Source organism: Pseudomonas sp. AU12215 (assembly GCF_001675465.2).
GTDB lineage: Bacteria > Pseudomonadota > Gammaproteobacteria > Pseudomonadales > Pseudomonadaceae > Pseudomonas > Pseudomonas nitroreducens.
Genome location: NZ_MACM02000153.1, coordinates 85,322 through 102,854 on the forward strand (window position 1 = coordinate 85,322; position 17,533 = coordinate 102,854).

A 17,533-nucleotide genomic window follows, 5' to 3' on the forward strand; every position below is an offset into this window, starting at 1 on the left:
CTCATACCGCCCGATTTGCGCGCGGGTCCAGCTTCTCTAGGCTTGAGATCAACGGCATTTACAAAAAAACAAAGGTGCGGTGATGGCCGAGAATCAGGCAAACGATGTGCTGGTGAGTTTCCGTGGCGTGCAGAAGAGCTACGACGGCGAATCCCTCATCGTGAAGGACCTCAATCTGGACATTCGCAAAGGCGAATTCCTGACACTGCTGGGGCCGTCCGGTTCCGGCAAGACCACCAGCCTGATGATGCTGGCCGGTTTCGAAACTCCTACCGCCGGTGAAATCCAGCTCGCCGGCCGCGCCATCAACAACGTCCCCCCGCACAAGCGCGACATCGGCATGGTGTTCCAGAACTATGCGCTGTTCCCGCACATGACGGTGGCCGAGAACCTGGCCTTCCCGCTCTCCGTGCGCGGCATGAGCAAGACCGATGTCAGCGAGCGCGTGAAGCGTGCGCTGTCGATGGTCCAGCTCGACACCTTCGCCGGCCGTTATCCCGCCCAGCTTTCCGGTGGCCAGCAGCAACGTGTGGCCCTGGCCCGCGCGCTGGTCTTCGAGCCGCAACTGGTGCTGATGGACGAACCCCTGGGTGCGCTGGATAAACAGCTGCGTGAACACATGCAGATGGAGATCAAGCACATCCACCAGCGCCTGGGCGTGACCGTGGTCTACGTGACCCACGACCAGGGCGAAGCCCTGACCATGTCCGACCGCGTGGCCGTGTTCCACCAGGGCGAGATCCAGCAGATCGCCCCGCCGGCCGAGCTCTACGAGCACCCGCGCAACTCCTTCGTCGCCAACTTCATTGGCGAGAACAACCGCATCGCCGGCCAGCTCCAGGCCCGCGATGGCGACCGCTGCACCGTTGGCCTGGCCCGTGGCGAGAAGGTCGAGGCGCTGGCGGTCAACGTCGGCAATGTCGGCGACACCGTCAGCCTGTCGATCCGCCCAGAGCGCGTGCGCCTCAACGGCCACAGTGAAAACTGCGTGAACCGCTTCTCCGGCCGTGTCGCCGAATTCATCTACCTGGGCGACCACGTGCGCATTCGCCTGGAGGTCTGCGGCCGTACCGATTTCTTCGTCAAACAGCCGATCGCCGAGCTCGATCCCGCGCTCAGTGTTGGCGACGTGGTTCCGCTGGGCTGGGAAGTCGAGCACGTCCGCGCGCTCGACCCTCTGTCCGCGGCGTAACGAAAGCGGACCGGCCACTCCCGGACGCATCCAAGAAAAACAAACTGCACACTGTGGAGACAACAATAATGTCGAAGTCCTTGAAAGCATCGGGGCTCAAACTCGCAGCGCTGACTCTGGGCGTGGCCTTTGCGGCCCAGTCCATGGCCGCCACCGACCTGACCGTGGTGTCCTTCGGCGGTGCCAACAAGAACGCCCAGGTGAAGGCGTTCTACGAGCCCTACGAAAAATCCACCGGCAACAAGATCGTCGCCGGCGAATACAACGGCGAGATGGCCAAGGTGAAGGCCATGGTCGACACCAACAGCGTCTCCTGGGACCTGGTGGAAGTCGAATCGCCGGAACTGGCCCGCGGCTGTGACGAAGGCCTGTTCGAAGAAATCGACCCGGCCATCCTCGGCAAGGCCGAAGACTATGTGCCGGGCGCCGTCAGCAACTGCGGCGTCGGCTTCTTCGTGTGGTCTACCGTACTGGCCTACAACGCCGACAAACTGAAGAGCGCGCCGACCAGTTGGGCCGATTTCTGGGACACCCAGAAATTCCCGGGCAAGCGCGGCCTGCGCAAGGGCGCCAAGTACACCCTGGAATTCGCCCTGATGGCCGACGGTGTCGCGCCCAAGGACGTCTACAAGGTGCTGGCCACCAAAGAAGGCCAGGACCGCGCCTTCAAGAAACTCGACCAGATCAAGCCGAACATCCAGTGGTGGGAAGCCGGCGCCCAGCCGCCGCAGTACCTCGCCTCCGGTGACGTGGTCATGAGCTCTGCCTACAACGGCCGCATCGCCGCCGTGCAGAAAGAGAGCAACCTGAAGATCGTCTGGAACGGCGGCATCTACGACTTCGACGCCTGGGCCATCCCCAAAGGCGCCAAGAAGAAGGACGAGAGCCTGAAGTTCATCGCCTTCTCGGTCCAGCCCGAGCAGCAGAAGACCTACTCCGAGAACATCGCCTACGGCCCGGTCAACAAGAACGCCGTACCGCTGCTGAGCAAGGACCTGCTGAAAGACATGCCGACCACCCCGGAAAACATGCAGGGCCAGGTGGGCATGGACGTGACCTTCTGGGCTGACTACGGCGAGCAGCTGGAGCAGCGCTTCAACGCCTGGGCTGCCAAGTAAGAGTCGCCGGCAAAACTGTTCTGGCGTTGTTGCCTGGCCGGGTACTGTCTGCAGCCAGGCGCCTAGCCAGAACCGCTTCGCTCAGTTTTGTCGACGACTCGCGTAACGTCCTAACCGTCGCGGCTGCCCGAGCCGCGACGGACCGGAGCCGCCGTTCCCCCTCGCGGCGGCTCCTCCTGACACCACACCTTGGCCGCTCCTAAGGCGGCCTGTTTTACCGGAGTTCGCTATGGCCACCGCTGTGTCTCTGAACGAGGTCGCCGGCCCCACCCTCAAGCAGCGCCTGGCGCGCGCGGAGCGGATGAACCGTCTGAAGTCCCAGGCGCTGGTGCTGCCCCTGCTGGTCTTCCTGCTGCTGACCTTCCTGGTGCCCATCGCGGCGCTGCTCTACAAGAGCGTGAACAACCCCGAGGTCGTCGGCGCGATGCCGCTGACGGTCAATGCCATCGCTGAATGGGACGGCAAATCGCTGCCCTCGGACGCGGTGTACAAGGCGCTGAGTGAAGACCTGGTCGCTGCGCGCAAGAACCAGACCATCGGTGACCTGTCCAAGCGCCTGAACATGGAACTGGCCGGCTACCGCAGCCTGCTGTCCAAGACTGCCCGCGCGCTGCCGTTCAAGGAGCAGCCGGCGTCGTACAAGGACGCCATGGAAGCCCTCGACGAGCGCTGGGGCGACCCGGCCTACTGGCAGGCGATCCGCCGCAACGCCAGCTCCGTCACGCCCTATTACCTGCTGGCGGCGCTCGATCACCGCATCGACGACCTGGGCGAGATCGCCCGCGCCACGCCTGACCAGTCGATCTACCTGGACATCTTCGCCCGCACCTTCTGGATGGGCGCGGTGATCACCCTGATCTGCCTGGCGCTGGCCTACCCGCTGGCCTACCTGCTGGCGATCCTGCCGACGCGCAAGTCCAACCTGCTGATGATCATGGTGCTGCTGCCGTTCTGGACCTCGATCCTGGTGCGCGTCGCCGCGTGGATCGTGCTGCTGCAGTCGGGCGGCCTGATCAACGGCGCGCTGCTGAAGATGGGCCTGATCGACCAGCCGCTGCAGCTGGTGTTCAACCGCACCGGCGTGTACATCTCCATGGTGCACATCATGCTGCCGTTCATGATCCTGCCGATCTACAGCGTGATGAAGGGCATTTCCCCCAGCTACATGCGCGCCGCGATTTCCCTGGGCTGCCACCCGTTCGCCAGCTTCTGGAAGGTCTACTTCCCGCAGACCGTGGCCGGTGTCGGCGCCGGTTGCCTGCTGGTGTTCATCCTGTCGATCGGCTACTACATCACCCCGGCGCTGCTGGGCAGCCCGAACGACCAGATGGTCAGCTACTTCGTCGCCTTCTACACCAACACCACCATCAACTGGGGCATGGCCACGGCCCTGGGCGGCCTGCTGCTGTTCGCCACCCTGGTGCTCTATGTGATCTATGGCTGGCTGGTGGGCGCGAGCCGCCTGCGCCTGGGCTGATGAGGAGAAGAAGATGCTGAGCCCCTACATGTCCCCGATCGAGCGCGTGTGGTTCTACACCCTGCGCATCCTCTGCGGCCTGATCCTGCTGTTCCTGGTGCTGCCGGTACTGGTCATCGTGCCGCTGTCGTTCAACTCCGGCACCTTCCTGGTCTATCCGCTGCAGGGCTTCTCCCTGCGCTGGTACGCCGACTTCTTCAACTCTGCCGAGTGGATGCGCGCGCTGACCAACAGCATCATCGTCGCCCCGGCGGCCACCGTGCTGGCGATGGTCTTCGGCACCCTGGCGTCGATCGGCCTGACCCGCGGCGACTTCCGCGGCAAGGCGCTGATCATGAGCCTGGTGATCTCGCCGATGGTCGTGCCGGTGGTGATCATCGGCGTGGCCAGCTACCTGTTCTTCGCGCCGCTGGGCCTGGGCAACAGCTATATCTCGCTGATCATCGTCCACGCGGTGCTCGGTGTGCCCTTCGTCATCATCACCGTGTCGGCGACCCTGCAGGGCTTCAACTACAACCTGGTGCGCGCCGCCGCCAGCCTGGGCGCGCCGCCGGTGCTGACCTTCTTCAAGGTCACCCTGCCGCTGATCGCTCCCGGCGTGATTTCCGGTGCGCTGTTCGCCTTCGCCACGTCCTTCGATGAAGTCGTGGTGACCCTGTTCCTTGCCGGCCCCGAGCAGGCCACCCTGCCGCGCCAGATGTTCAGCGGCATCCGCGAGAACCTCAGCCCGACCATCGCCGCCGCGGCGACCCTGCTGATCGGTTTCTCCGTCCTGCTCCTGCTGACCCTCGAGTGGCTGCGCGGCCGCAGCGAGAAACTGCGTACCGCCCCGACTTCCTGAGTTCACAGTGTTTCGCGGACGTTCCCGTCGCCGTGCTCACCCACGGCGGCGGGACCGGTCCGCGATTTTTTTTGCCTGAATTTCCGCCTGGGCTTGCCCCGCTCGGCATCGACTATCGGCCCAGTCCCCTTCCAGCCGTCCGAGCGGCTACAATGCGCGCCATCCGTGATTTCCGCCCACAGAGGTGCGCCATGCAACCCTACGCCATCGCTCCGTCGATCCTGTCCGCCGATTTCGCCCGTCTGGGCGAGGACGTCGACAAGGTGCTCGCCGCCGGCGCCGACATCGTCCACTTCGATGTGATGGACAACCACTACGTGCCGAACCTGACCATCGGCCCGATGGTCTGTACGGCCCTGCGCAAGTACGGCGTCACCGCGCCCATCGACGTGCACCTGATGGTTTCCCCGGTGGATCGCATCATCGGCGACTTCATCGAAGCCGGCGCCACCTACATCACCTTCCACCCCGAAGCCACCCAGCACATCGACCGCTCCCTGCAACTGATCAAGGACGGTGGCTGCAAGGCCGGGCTGGTATTCAACCCGGCCACCCCGCTGGACACGCTGAAGTACGTGATGGACAAGGTCGACATGGTCCTGCTGATGAGCGTGAACCCCGGCTTCGGCGGGCAGAAGTTCATCCCCGGCACTCTCGACAAGCTGCATGAAGCCCGCGCGCTGATCGACGCTTCCGGCCGCGATATCCGCCTGGAAATCGACGGCGGGGTGAACGTGAAGAACATCCGCGAGATCGCCGCTGCTGGCGCCGACACCTTCGTCGCCGGTTCCGCCATCTTCAACGCACCGGACTACGCCGAGGTCATTCGCGCCATGCATGCCGAGCTGGCGCAGGCGCGCCAGTGATGAGCGCTGCACAACTGCCGTTCGCCGGGCTGCCGCGTCTGGTGATGTTCGACCTGGACGGCACCCTGGTGGACTCGGTCCCCGACCTCGCCGCGGCGGTGGACAAGATGCTGCTGGCGCTCGGGCGCCAGCCGGCCGGCCTGGACGCCGTGCGTCACTGGGTCGGCAACGGCGCGCGCGTGCTGGTGCGCCGCGCCCTGGCGGGCGACATCGAGCATGAAAGTGTCAGCGAGGAAGACACCGAGCGCGCGCTGGAACTCTTCATGGACGCCTACGCCGACAGCCACGCGTTGACCGTGGTCTACCCCGGCGTCATCGAGACGCTGAAGTGGCTGAAGAAGCGCGGCGTCGAGCTGGCGCTGATCACCAACAAGCCCGAGCGCTTCGTCGGTCCGCTGCTGGACGAGATGAAGCTGGGCAAGTTCTTCCGCTGGATCATCGGCGGCGACACCCTGCCGCAGCAGAAGCCCGACCCGGCCGCGCTGCTGTTCGTAATGAAGATGGCCGGTGTATCGGCAGAGCAGGCGCTGTTCGTCGGCGACTCGCGCAACGACATCCTTGCGGCCAAGGCCGCCGGCGTGCGCAGCGTTGGCCTGAGCTACGGCTACAACCACGGCCGCCCCATTGCCGAAGAAACCCCGACGCTGGTGCTCGACGACCTGCGCCATCTGCTGCCTTGCTTCGACTCGGGCAAAGCGATAGTGTTGCCCGACTCCGCTTCAAAACCCGCTCAGCGAGACAGCACCGTGGAAACGGCTCCCCACACACTCTGGATGAAAGTCATCAAGGCCCTGGCCCGCTGGCGCTGGCGCGCCTGACATCCTTTGGCCGGTACGACCGGCGTGTGTGCACCCAAGTCCGTTTCCCCCTCAGAGCCCGTTTACTATCTGCTGCGCGTCGGCGGCACTGCGTTGAAATCGCTTTCGAGATGCTCATTTACTGCGTGTAAACTCCGCTCTCTCAAGCGATTTCGCCTTGTTCCGCTCTAGCTCGCGAGATCCTAAACAGGCTCTTATTCCACGAGGCTGATCATGACCCGCGAAGAATTCCAGCGCCTGGCCGCCGAAGGCTACAACCGCATTCCTCTGACCTGCGAAACCCTTGCCGACTTCGACACACCGCTGTCGATCTACCTCAAGCTTGCCGACGGTCCGAACACCTACCTGCTCGAATCCGTGCAGGGCGGCGAGAAGTGGGGTCGCTACTCGATCATCGGCCTGCCCAGCCGCACCGTGCTGCGCGTCTACGGCCACCAGGCGAGCATCAAGGTCGACGGCGTCGAGACCGAGAGCTTCGAATGTGCCGACCCGCTGGCCTTCGTCGAAGCGTTCAAGGATCGCTACCGCGTGCCGACCATCGCCGGCCTGCCGCGCTTCAACGGCGGCCTGGTTGGCTACTTCGGCTATGACTGCGTGCGCTATGTCGAGCAGCGCCTGGCGCAGTGCCCGAACCCCGATCCGCTGAACAACCCCGACATCCTGCTGATGGTTTCTGATGCCGTGGTGGTGTTCGACAACCTCGCCGGCAAGATGCACGCGATCGTCCTTGCCGACCCGGCCCAGGCCGATGCCTACGACAAGGGCCTGGCGCAACTGGACGAGCTGCTGGAGCGCCTGCGCCAGCCGATCACTCCGCGCCGCGGCCTGGACTTCAGCGCCGTCAACGCCCCGGAGCCGCAATTCCGCGCCAGCTTCACCCGCGAGGACTACGAGCGGGCGGTGGATACCGTGAAGGAATACATCCTCGCCGGTGACTGCATGCAGGTCGTACCGTCGCAGCGCATGTCCATCGACTTCAGCGCTGCGCCCATCGACCTTTACCGCGCGCTGCGCTGCTTCAACCCGACGCCGTACATGTACTTCTTCAACTTCGGCGACTTCCATGTCGTCGGCAGCTCGCCGGAAGTCTTGGTGCGCGTCGAAGATGGCGAAGTCACCGTTCGCCCGATCGCCGGCACCCGCCCGCGTGGCGCGACCGAAGAGGCCGACCGCGCGCTGGAAGAAGACCTGCTGTCCGACGCCAAGGAAATCGCCGAGCACCTGATGCTCATCGACCTGGGCCGCAACGACGTCGGTCGCGTGTCGCAGACCGGCAGCGTGAAGGTCACCGAGCAGATGGTGATCGAGCGCTACTCCAACGTCATGCACATCGTGTCCAACGTCAACGGCCAGCTCAAGCCGGAGCTCTCGGCAATGGACGCGCTGCGCGCCATCCTGCCGGCCGGCACCCTGTCCGGCGCACCGAAGATCCGCGCCATGGAAATCATCGACGAGCTGGAGCCGGTCAAGCGTGGCGTCTACGGCGGCGCCGTGGGCTATCTCGCGTGGAACGGCAACATGGATACCGCCATCGCCATTCGCACCGCGGTGATCAAGAACGGCGAACTCCACGTGCAGGCCGGCGGCGGTATCGTCGCCGACTCGGTGCCGGCGGCAGAGTGGGAAGAAACCATCAACAAGCGCCGCGCCATGTTCCGCGCCGTCGCGCTGGCCGAGCACACTGCCAAGGCGCATGGTCGCGATTGAGTTGCTGATTGACTGAAAAAGCCCCGCTTCGGCGGGGCTTTTACTTTTGTGATTGCCGCTTGCCTAAGTGACTTACTGTCGACTCCAGATTGCCACTCTTCCTTGAGGAGAGGGCTGATCCCCGCGCCGAAGCGCCCTAATGGCACAGCACATGATGTATCGCACGCTGGGACTTAACCTGCCTGCCGCGCCTCCACCACCTGCAAGCCCGCCTTGCGCTGGGCCAACGCGGCATCGGCCTTCTGCGAGCGCTCTTCCACATAAGCCGCCAGATGATCCACCGCGACGTACTGCATCGCCTTGTGGCTGTCATCCAGCGTGGTCACCGGCAGGGCGATGCGCCCGCAGGACAACGCCTTGCTGAAATTCTCCCGGTTCAGGTTGCGGAACCAGCGCTCGCGCACCTGCTCCAGCGGCACCAGGACGTCCCCGAAGATCTGATAGACCAGGCTCACCGTCTCCGGGCGCGGGGCGGGGCGAATATCGGTGGTCGACTGCATGGGACTCTCCTGTTCCGATGGTGGTGGCGACAGGAGAAAATATAGCAAAGGTTGTATTTCTTTTCAATCGCCGCGCAGAGAAAACCCCGCCGAAGCGGGGTTCATTACCAGCAGGCGACGCTCAGCGAACCAGGGTCGGTGCGCGGCGATGGCGTACCGTCGACCACCAGAACACCCAGCCGATCATGCGGATCTGCCCGCTGTCGAACTGCTCCGCCGGGTACTCCTCGTCAGGGTATTCATCGCGGTTGAAGCTGCGCAGGCGGATGCCGCCGCCAGGCAGGCGATAGACGAACTTCACCCGCAGCATACCCTCGTGTTCCAGGGCGTAGATCTCACCGTCGGTGATATGCGTGGTGGCCGTGTCGATGCCGATGGTGGAGCCATCCATGATCAGCGGCTCCATGCTGTTGCCGGTGAGCTGGGCGCAGATCGCCGCCGCCGGGTCGACCCCCGCAGCGCGCAAGGTGGCGTACGAGAAACGCAGCTTGCGCCCCTCTATCTCGCGCACCGCGGTGCGGCCGGCGCCAGCCGCCAGTTCCACTTCCTTGTACAGGCGTAGTTCCACTTCGTCCTCGTCCAGCGGTGTGTCGCTATCCCATGGGTGCAGCGGTTCCAGCCGCAGCGGGCTGCCATCGGCCGGACGCACTACCGGCGCGCTGGTGGTGGCCGCCGGCGAGCCTTCTCCGGTCGCCAGCCAGGTCGGCGAGACGCCCAGGGCGCTGGCGATCTCGATCAGCTTGCGCGTGCTCTGCGCCTTGCCCGAGGTCAGCTTGTGGATGGTGTTCTGCGAAACCCCGGCGGCTTCGGCCAGGGTTTCCTGTTTCAGGTTACGCGAGGCCATCGCCTGTTTGAGGCGGTCTGCCAGCGTCGATGAGGGTGAGTTTTCCATGGGGGCACTCTACCTCCTGGGTTGTAGGCTGTAAATAGCTTTGGTGTTGACTAAATATAGCCATAGTTGTAATCATAAAGCCAGCAGCCGACCGAAGCGATGAATACCGGTTCGGCTGAAGGGAGGCGAACGGCTTCCCCCTCTCCGCGGCAAGGACGCCGCGGGTTGCCTGCGAAGCGCGATGCGCCGGGCAGGCTGGAGGGCGCGGGCAGGCCAGGGAGGTGCTGCCCGCGCACCGGCAAGGGACGCCGCCACGATGGTCAGGCGTCCGCGACGAACAGATCGCGACTGACCACCACAGGCCGACCGAAGGCTCGGCGACCACGGAGGGCAGGTCGCCAGGAGGACCTTCATGAATCAACACCTGCAACACGCCAGGCATTGCGTACCCGCCGTCGATACGGAGGTGCGTCGTGGCTGATATCGCTGACTACGCCAACGATCTGGTGCTCGACCGGATCGAAGACCTGCTGCACAGCCGCCGTTCCCGCCTGGCGGTCAGCTCCGCCGAGTATTGCGAAGACTGCGGCGACGATATTCCACCCGCACGTCGACTGGCCGCGCCGGGCTGTACGCGCTGCATCGACTGCCAGGCAATGGACGAACTGGAGCGGCGGCACTGAGCCGCCAGGGAGCAATGCCGTGATCAAGCCAATCGATGAAATGCTCAAGCTCTGGGCCGAGGAAATGCACAATCCGGGTAGCGCCGGCGGTGGTTACGCGGGGGGCAACCTGCTGGCGATGATGATTGCCAACAGGGGCGAAATGATCCGCGGTACCCGGGGCAGCAAGGTGATCCTCGACCGCGTCGCCGAACTGGACCTGATCATCAACCAGTTGCCGGACGAGCAGAAGGACGTCGTCACCGAGCACTACCTCAACCGCGACAGCGAAGCCGCACAGAAGTACCGGCACTGCCGCTGCAGCCGCAACACCTTCTACCTGCGCCTGCATGTGGCGCACCAGAGCATCCAGTCGCGGCTGATGCGCCGCGCTGCCTGAATCCTTCCTGCCCTTCCGAAGCCCGGCCCTGCGCCGGGCTTCGTGCTTTTCCTGGGGTGCCTTGAGCTATGCTCGCGCCCCATGAAAACGCCTATTCTTCTCCGCCGCGCTGAACCGTCCGACACCGATGCCATCCTGCGCATCCTCGGCGAAACCTATGAAGCCACCTGGAAGCCCGCGCTCAGTGCCCAAGCCATCGCGCGCTTCGAGTCTTCCGCACATACCGTCGCCTATGTGCGCGAGCGCCTGCCGCATTTCCAGGTCGCCTGCATCGATGGCGAGATCGTCGGCCTGCTCGATTGGCGCGACGACTTCATCGATGCCCTGCACGTCTCACCCGGCCAGCAGCGCCGCGGCATTGGCGCTGTGTTGCTGGATCACGCGGAGCGGAATATCCGCGCAGCAGGTTTCGCCCGGGCCCGGCTGGAGACCGACACCTTCAACCAGCAGGCGCGCGCTTTCTATGGCAAGCAGGGCTATGCGGAGGTCGATTTCTACCCGGATGAGGAGTGGCACAGCGGCTTTACCACCGTGCTGATGAGCAAGGTGCTCTGAAATTTCAGACGCTGGATTTCGGCGTTTCGACAGCACATTAAGGTGTGTCATCTGCGTATTGCAGCGCATTCCCTAAGAAGCCTTGTTCCGGCGGGAATCGGGGGGTAAAAAGTAGTCATTCTTGTAAAGGTGCGTCCCCAGGGAGCACAACGCGAAACCCCGAAAAGCCCGGTCTCAGCGCCGGGCTTTTTCATGCCCGCGTTTTTTGAACCGCCGATTCGGCGGGCGGCCGGCGAGCTTGTCGGCAGTGATCCCCGGCCGGCTGATAGCCGCCGGTTTCGCCCGTTCGCGGGCGTCTTTATCCAAGGTGAGCCAATGGGCAACGAACCTCAGACCCTGGCCGACGTGCCTTTGTGGGGGCTGATCCTGCTTGCGGTTGCGGGCGGCATCAGCGGTGAAATGTGGCGCGCCGACAAGGCGGGCCTGGGCGGCTGGCGATTGCTGCGACGCCTGGCGCTGCGTTCCGGCGCTTCCATCGTCTGCGGCATGGCGGTGATGTTCCTGGCCATGGCCTGCGGCGCCTCGCTGACCCTCGCTGCGGCCATCGGCAGCCTGACCGCGGCGGCCGGTGCGGAGATCGCCGTCGGCCTTTATGAACGCTGGGCGGCGAAGCGCCTGGGCGTCTGCGAACTGCCGCCGAGCGAGCGCGGACAAGAGTGATGCTTCAAGGAGACGACATGTCCGAACAACCTTTGACCCTCGCCCTGCTGCTCGACACGGTGGAGCAGGCGCTATCCACGCGACTGACCGAGATCGGCGCCTTTCTGCGTGGCCCACTCAAGCAAGCGCCGGCGACACTTCCTGCGCTGGCGCTGGAGTACGCCGGCCTGCTACCCGGCCGTGATCCCGGCAATGGGCAGACCGCACTGGTCTGCCGACTCCAGGCGCGCATTCTGGTAGCAAGGGATGACGCACAAGCCGAGGCCTTTGCACTGCGCAACGTCGCCGCGCTGGCCATGCTATTGCGCGCCCAGAACTGGGGGCTGGAACTCGAGCCGGTCAGCTTCATCCAGGCCCAGCCGGACAGCGAAAGTCCTGCGCTGGCGACGTGCCGGGCGTGGCTGGTCGAGTGGCAGCAACCGGTATTGCTCGGTGAAACGGAATGGCCGTGGGAAGACCAGCCGCCGGGCAGCCTGGTGCTGGGGTTCGATCCCGAGACCGGGCCCGGCCATGAGGACGACTACTTCGACCCTGGAGCGCTGCAATGAACCAGGACTACGTGAGTGCCGAGCACGACCGCATGCTGGCTGCGCTGGTCATGCCATGCGAGGTGGTAGCGGTGGACCTGGCGGCGGCGCGGGTACGCGTGCGGTCCGGCGAGTGGACCAGCGCCTGGGTGCGCTGGCACGCACAGGCCGCTGGTGCCGCTCGGCACTGGCGCGCACCGAGCCTGGGCGAGCAGGGCGTATTGCTGAGCCCGTCAGGCATGGCCGCGATGGGCACCTTCGTGCCCGGTTTGTTCGGGGCGGCAGCGGCTGCACCGAACAATCGCGGTGAGGTGGAGAGCTGGCATTTCCCCGATGGCGCGGTGCTGAGCTACGACTGGCAGGCGCATCGCTACGACCTGCAACTGCCTGCCGGCAGTGCAACGGTGAAGGTCGGTGGCACCCAGGTGGTGATCGATCCGGGTGCGGTGACCGTCTCTGCCGCGAGCATCCAGCTGACCGGGCCGGTGAACATCAAGGGCGCGCTGACGGTGAACGGCAATATCAGCAGCACCGGCTCGATCATGGACACCGCCGGCAACAGCAATCACCACACCCACTGACGATAGTCGATTATCAACCCGGGCCCGCCATGTGCGGGCCTTTGCATTTCTGGAGACCTGCCATGGGCAAAGATTCCTGTGCGCACCCTGAGTGGCGGAGGGCGCGGCCATGATCGGCATGGATCGGCGCAACGGTCAGCCGCTCAGTGGGCTGGCACACCTGAAACAATCCATCGAGGACATCCTCGGTACGCCGCTGGGCAGTCGACGCATGCGCCCCGAGTACGGCAGTCGCCTGCGGCGCATGGTCGACCTGCCGGTGACCGAGGGCTGGAAGGGCGCGGTGCAGGCGGAAGTGGCCCGCGCCATCGGCCGCTGGGAGCCGCGCCTGCGCCTGAGTTCCGTGCAGGTGACGGCGGTGATGGGCGGACGCGTTTCGCTGCGCTTGCGCGGCATCTATCTGGGTGACGAAGTCGGTCTGGAGGTGGCGGCATGAGCCTCATCGACCTGTCCCAGTTGCCCGCCCCGGAAGTGGTGGAAAACCTCGACTACGAGAGCCTCTACGACGAGCTGCTGGCAGATTTCCGCAGTGCCATGGGTGAGGCCTGGAGCGCCGCGCTGGAGTCCGATCCGGTGGTCAAGCTGCTGGAGTTGGCGGCCTACCGGGAGCTGCTGCTGCGCGCCCGGATCAACGACGCTGCCCGTGCCGTGATGCTCGGCTACGCGACCCAGGGCGACCTCGATCAACTGGCCGCCGGTTACAACGTCAAGCGCCTGGTGATCCAGCAGGCGGACGCCACCACCTCGCCGCCGACACCGGCCGTGCTGGAGGGCGACGACTCGCTGCGCAACCGCACCCAGTTGGCCTTCGATCAGCTTTCGGTGGCCGGCCCGCGCAACGCCTATGTGGCCTTCGCGCTCGGCGCCGACGGGCGCATCGCCGACGTCTCGGCGGTCAGCCCGCAGCCGTGCGAAGCACTGGTCAGCGTGCTGTCCTCCGAGGGCAACGGCGCTGCCTCGGAAGAGCTGCTCCAGGCGGTGCGCACGGCTCTGAACGATGAGGATGTGCGCCCGGTAGGCGACCGCCTCACGGTGCAGTCCGCCGCCATCGTGCCTTACCAGGTCGATGCCGTGCTCTACATCTACCCGGGGCCGGAGGCCGAGTTGATCCAGCAGGCTGCCGAGGCTTCGTTGCAGAGCTACATCGCTACCCAGCGCCGCATCGGCCGGGATATCCGTCGTAGCGCGCTGTTTGCCGCCCTGCATGTGGAAGGCGTGCAGCGTGTCGAGCTGGCGAAGCCGGTAGCCGACGTGGTGCTCGACTCCACCCAGGCGGCCTATTGCAGCGGCTACCAGATCCGCGTCGGTGGCTCCGATGAGTAGCCGCCTGCTGCCGATCAACTCGACGCCGCTGGAGCGTGCGCTGGCCGATGTGCAGGTCGGTGACCTGCCGGTGCCCCTGCGCGAGCTGATGGACCCGCAACGCTGCCCGGTCGCGCTGCTGCCGTATCTCGCCTGGGCCTGGTCGGTGGATCGCTGGGATCCGGCCTGGAACGAGGCGGTGAAGCGCAAGGCGGTGGCCGCTGCGTTTCGCATCCATCAGCACAAGGGAACCATCGCCGCGCTCCGGCGGGTGATCGAGCCGCTGGGTTACCTGATCGAGATCATCGAGTGGTGGCAGGGCTCGCCCATGGGCGAGCCGGGCACCTTCCGCCTGCGCATCGGCGTACTCGACAGCGGTATCAGCGAAGAGATGTACCAGGAGGTGGAGCGTCTGATCGAGGACGCCAAGCCGCTCACGCGGCACCTCATCGGGCTGGATATCAGCCTGGAATCCCAGGGGCGGATCACCGTCGGCTCCGGGCAATACGACGGCGACATCGTCACCGTCTACCCCTACCTCCCGGATGTGATCGAAGCGATCGGCAGCCACGGCTTGCCGGGCCGGGAGCACACCATCGATAGCTTGAGTGTCTACCCATGGCAGTAACCTACTACGCACTACTCACCACGATCGGTGCCGGCAAGCTGGCGAATGCCACTGCGCTGGGCACCTCCCTGAAAATCACCCAGCTCGCCGTCGGCGACGGCGGCGGCAACGTACCGACGCCCGATGCCAGCCGCACGAATCTGGTCAACGAAGTCCGTCGTGCGCCGCTGAACCGGCTGAGTGTCGACCCGGCGAACAGCTCGCAGATCATCGCCGAACAGGTCATTCCCGAGGACGTGGGTGGCTGGTGGATCCGCGAGATGGGCCTGTACGACGAAGCCGGCGCGCTGATCGCCTACGCCAACTGCGCGCCCTCCTATAAACCGCAACTGGCCGAAGGCAGCGGCCGCACCCAGACCGTGCGCATCGTACTGATCGTCAGCAACGCCGCGTCGGTGGAGCTGAAGATCGATCCGAGTGTGGTGTTGGCGACGCGGGAGTATGTGGATAATTCCATTGTCACGGCGCTGAATCGGTTGGACTACAAGCAGTCCGTGCGGGCGGCCACTACCGCGAGTATTACGCTGAGCGGATTGCAGACGGTGGATGGCATCGCGCTGGCAGTCGGTGACCGAGTGTTGGTGAAGAACCAGAGCAATGCAGCCGACAATGGTATCTATGTCGTTGTCGTCGGAACCTGGAAACGAGCGACGGATGCTGACGACATCAGTGAAGTGACGCCCGGCCTTACAGTGACGGTGGAGAGCGGTGTCGCACAGGCTGACAGCGTTTGGCAGTTGGTGAGCGATGGCGTCATTGTACTTGGCACTACTGCGCTGACGTTTCAGAACATTACCAACGGGTTGGCTCGGCTGGCTTCACCTGTATTTACGGGCAATCCATCGGCACCGACACCACCCCAGTTCGATAAAGACACCAGCCTCTCGACAACTGAGTTCGTGCAGCGTGCGATTGGCAACTATTCCAATCAGGTTAGTGTCAACACGACCCGCGTCCTGACGCTTGATTTGGCTGGCCAAATTATCAACTGCGGAAACACTATCAGTGTAACTCTGCCAATTGGCACCTCCGAGGCGGTAGGGGCTACGTTCCAGATCAATAATGCGGGTAATGGGGTCGTGACTGTGCAGGCATCTGCCGGACAGAGTTTGTACGGCGTAGGTAACGGTACGGCCCGCACGTTCGTCCTGGGCGGCGGTGACACTATTACAGTTGCTTATGTCGGCGGGACCTCCTGGTATGCGTGGGGCGGTATACAGCTTGGTAGCTCTGCAGCCTTCGGATCGCTTCTTCAAGCCAACGGCTATCAGAAGCTCCCCAGCGGCCTGATCGTTCAGTGGGGCAATGCTGCAATTGCCCAAGGGGCATCGTCTGGCAACTTCCCATTCACACTCCCGTTTCCCTCCACCTGTTTCCAGGTTATCGCGTGTGATGCAGGAAACAGCTGTATTCCGGTAGGAGCGTCCCCCATAACCAACTCCCAGTTCGTCGTCTACAGAGCAGGCAAGGTGTATATGAACTCGGGAGACTTGGTTGTGCCAGGAATTGTGACTTTCCGTTGGTTCGCAGTGGGCATCTAGTTACAGGTCTCACCGGAGCGTTGTCTTCATTGATCCAATCTTGGCGCGATGAGGACTCACAAAATCATCCATTACTTGTTCGAAAAACCGCCCTCACCTTCGTTGAATGGGCAAACCACCCAACCGCCTCCCGGCGGTTTTTTTATGTCTGGAGAAAACCCTATGAGCTTCTTTCACGGCGTCACCGTGACCAATGTCGACGTCGGTGCGCGCACCATTGCGCTGCCGTCGTCCTCGATCATCGGCCTGGTGGATACCTTCACCCCCGATGCCAAGCTGACTGCCCAGGCGGACATGCCCGTGCTGCTCACCAACCTGCGTGAAGCGGCCGCCGCGTTCGGCACCGCGTCGGCGATCTACAAGTCCTGCACCGCGATCTTCACCCAGTCCGCCGCGGTGGTCGTGGCGGTGGGCGTGGCGAAGGTCGAGGATGCTGCGCAGCAGACTTCCTCGATCATCGGCAGCGTCACCGAAGCCGGCCAGCGTACCGGCCTGCAGGCGCTGCTCGATGGCAAGTCGCGCTTCAACGCTCAGCCGCGCCTGCTGATCGCGCCGAAGCATTCCGCCACCCAGGCGGTCGGCACCGCCATGGGCGCGCTGGCCGAGAAGCTGCGCGCCATCGCCATCGTCGATGGCCCCAACACCACCGACGAGGCGGCGATCGCCTACGCCGAAGAGTTCGGCAGCAAGCGCATCTACCTGGTCGATCCGGGCGTGCAGTACTGGGACACCGTCAGCAGCGCCACTGTTGACGCACCGGCATCCGCCAACGCCGCCGCGCTGTTCGCCTGGACCGACAGCCAGTACGGCTTCTGGTCCTCGCCGTCGAACAAGGAACTGCTCGGCATCACCGGCACCGGCCGCCCCATCGAGTTCCTCGACGGCGACGAGACCTGCCGTGCCAACCTGCTCAACAACGCCAACATCACCACCATCATCCGCGACGACGGCTACCGCCTGTGGGGCAACCGCACCCTCTCCAGCGACGCCAAGTGGGCCTTCGTGACCCGCGTGCGGACCATGGACATGGTGATGGACGCGATCCTCGCCGGGCACAAGTGGGCGGTCGACCGCGGCATCACCAAGACCTACGTGGAGGACGTCACCGAGGGCCTGCAGGCCTTCATGCGCGACCTGAAGAACCAGGGCGCGGTGATCGACTTCGAGGTCTATGCCGACCCGGAACTCAACACCGCCAGCCAACTGGCCCAGGGCAAGGTGTACTGGAACATCCGCTTCACCGATGTACCGCCTGCCGAGAACCCCAACTTCCGCGTCGAGGTGACCGATCAGTGGCTCACCGAAGTCCTGGACGCAGCTTAAGGA

At 64.4% G+C, this 17,533-nt stretch carries 20 protein-coding genes; 18 read left to right on the top strand and 2 right to left on the bottom strand.

Annotated features, from left to right (window positions below; all coding sequences use genetic code 11):
- The first annotated feature begins 82 nt into the window (after positions 1–82).
- The 7 genes from A9513_RS23335 (at position 83) to trpE (ending at position 8,019) form a co-directional block, all read left to right on the top strand.
- On the top strand, positions 83–1,192 hold the full coding sequence (locus tag A9513_RS23335; RefSeq protein WP_024763595.1) for an ABC transporter ATP-binding protein: 1,110 nt from the start codon (positions 83–85) through the stop codon (positions 1,190–1,192).
- 68 nt (positions 1,193–1,260) lie between these two features.
- Positions 1,261–2,310, top strand: coding sequence for an ABC transporter substrate-binding protein (locus A9513_RS23340; protein ID WP_024763594.1), 1,050 nt, complete (start codon positions 1,261–1,263; stop codon positions 2,308–2,310).
- A 229-nt stretch (positions 2,311–2,539) separates the two neighbouring features.
- Positions 2,540–3,787 carry an ABC transporter permease gene (locus tag A9513_RS23345; protein ID WP_024763593.1) on the top strand — a complete coding sequence of 416 codons (1,248 nt, stop codon included), beginning with the start codon at positions 2,540–2,542 and terminating at the stop codon, positions 3,785–3,787.
- Positions 3,788–3,800: 13 nt separating this feature from the next.
- Positions 3,801–4,628 carry an ABC transporter permease gene (locus tag A9513_RS23350; protein WP_024763592.1) on the top strand — a complete coding sequence of 276 codons (828 nt, stop codon included), beginning with the start codon at positions 3,801–3,803 and terminating at the stop codon, positions 4,626–4,628.
- Between the two features lie 191 nt (positions 4,629–4,819).
- Positions 4,820–5,494 carry a ribulose-phosphate 3-epimerase gene (rpe, locus tag A9513_RS23355; RefSeq protein ID WP_065085708.1) on the top strand — a complete coding sequence of 225 codons (675 nt, stop codon included), beginning with the start codon at positions 4,820–4,822 and terminating at the stop codon, positions 5,492–5,494.
- Entirely contained in the window at positions 5,494–6,312 is an 819-nt protein-coding gene (locus tag A9513_RS23360) for a phosphoglycolate phosphatase (RefSeq protein WP_038803513.1), read from the top strand. The genes rpe and A9513_RS23360 overlap by 1 nt, the downstream gene beginning before the upstream one ends.
- 213 nt (positions 6,313–6,525) lie before the next feature.
- On the top strand, positions 6,526–8,019 hold the full coding sequence (gene trpE, locus A9513_RS23365) for an anthranilate synthase component I (RefSeq protein WP_038803514.1): 1,494 nt from the start codon (positions 6,526–6,528) through the stop codon (positions 8,017–8,019).
- Between the two features lie 173 nt (positions 8,020–8,192).
- On the opposite strand, the gene A9513_RS23370 is transcribed toward trpE, so the two are convergent.
- Positions 8,193–8,519, bottom strand: coding sequence for a pyocin activator PrtN family protein (locus tag A9513_RS23370; RefSeq protein WP_024763591.1), 327 nt, complete (start codon positions 8,517–8,519; stop codon positions 8,193–8,195).
- Positions 8,520–8,640: 121 nt separating this feature from the next.
- A complete protein-coding gene (locus A9513_RS23375; protein ID WP_054908045.1) occupies positions 8,641–9,411 on the bottom strand; it encodes a helix-turn-helix transcriptional regulator in 771 nt (256 codons plus the stop codon).
- 413 nt (positions 9,412–9,824) lie between these two features.
- Here A9513_RS23375 and A9513_RS23380 point away from each other — a divergent pair, with 413 nt between their 5' ends.
- The 11 genes from A9513_RS23380 to A9513_RS23430 all read left to right on the top strand — a co-directional run bounded on the left by A9513_RS23380 (position 9,825) and on the right by A9513_RS23430 (position 17,530).
- Entirely contained in the window at positions 9,825–10,034 is a 210-nt protein-coding gene (locus A9513_RS23380; RefSeq protein WP_024763589.1) for a TraR/DksA C4-type zinc finger protein, read from the top strand.
- A gap of 19 nt (positions 10,035–10,053) precedes the next feature.
- On the top strand, positions 10,054–10,413 hold the full coding sequence (locus tag A9513_RS23385) for a hypothetical protein (RefSeq protein WP_024763588.1): 360 nt from the start codon (positions 10,054–10,056) through the stop codon (positions 10,411–10,413).
- Positions 10,414–10,494: 81 nt separating this feature from the next.
- Positions 10,495–10,968, top strand: coding sequence for a GNAT family N-acetyltransferase (locus A9513_RS23390; protein WP_024763587.1), 474 nt, complete (start codon positions 10,495–10,497; stop codon positions 10,966–10,968).
- 315 nt (positions 10,969–11,283) lie between these two features.
- Positions 11,284–11,628 carry a phage holin family protein gene (locus A9513_RS23395; RefSeq protein ID WP_024763586.1) on the top strand — a complete coding sequence of 115 codons (345 nt, stop codon included), beginning with the start codon at positions 11,284–11,286 and terminating at the stop codon, positions 11,626–11,628.
- 17 nt (positions 11,629–11,645) lie between these two features.
- Entirely contained in the window at positions 11,646–12,176 is a 531-nt protein-coding gene (locus A9513_RS23400; protein ID WP_024763585.1) for a hypothetical protein, read from the top strand.
- Positions 12,173–12,736 carry a phage baseplate assembly protein V gene (locus tag A9513_RS23405; RefSeq protein WP_024763584.1) on the top strand — a complete coding sequence of 188 codons (564 nt, stop codon included), beginning with the start codon at positions 12,173–12,175 and terminating at the stop codon, positions 12,734–12,736. Before A9513_RS23400 ends, A9513_RS23405 begins: the two co-directional genes overlap by 4 nt.
- 109 nt (positions 12,737–12,845) lie before the next feature.
- Positions 12,846–13,172: a GPW/gp25 family protein gene (locus A9513_RS23410; protein WP_024763583.1), complete on the top strand. Its 327-nt coding sequence runs from the start codon at positions 12,846–12,848 to the stop codon at positions 13,170–13,172.
- A complete protein-coding gene (locus tag A9513_RS23415) occupies positions 13,169–14,059 on the top strand; it encodes a baseplate J/gp47 family protein (RefSeq protein ID WP_065085709.1) in 891 nt (296 codons plus the stop codon). Before A9513_RS23410 ends, A9513_RS23415 begins: the two co-directional genes overlap by 4 nt.
- A complete protein-coding gene (locus A9513_RS23420; protein WP_024763581.1) occupies positions 14,052–14,666 on the top strand; it encodes a phage tail protein I in 615 nt (204 codons plus the stop codon). The genes A9513_RS23415 and A9513_RS23420 overlap by 8 nt, the downstream gene beginning before the upstream one ends.
- Positions 14,657–16,207, top strand: coding sequence for a phage tail protein (locus tag A9513_RS23425; protein WP_065085710.1), 1,551 nt, complete (start codon positions 14,657–14,659; stop codon positions 16,205–16,207). Before A9513_RS23420 ends, A9513_RS23425 begins: the two co-directional genes overlap by 10 nt.
- Before the next feature lie 162 nt (positions 16,208–16,369).
- Positions 16,370–17,530 (top strand): phage tail sheath family protein, encoded by a 1,161-nt coding sequence (locus tag A9513_RS23430; RefSeq protein ID WP_065085711.1) that lies wholly within the window; start codon positions 16,370–16,372, stop codon positions 17,528–17,530.
- Positions 17,531–17,533 lie beyond the last annotated feature (3 nt).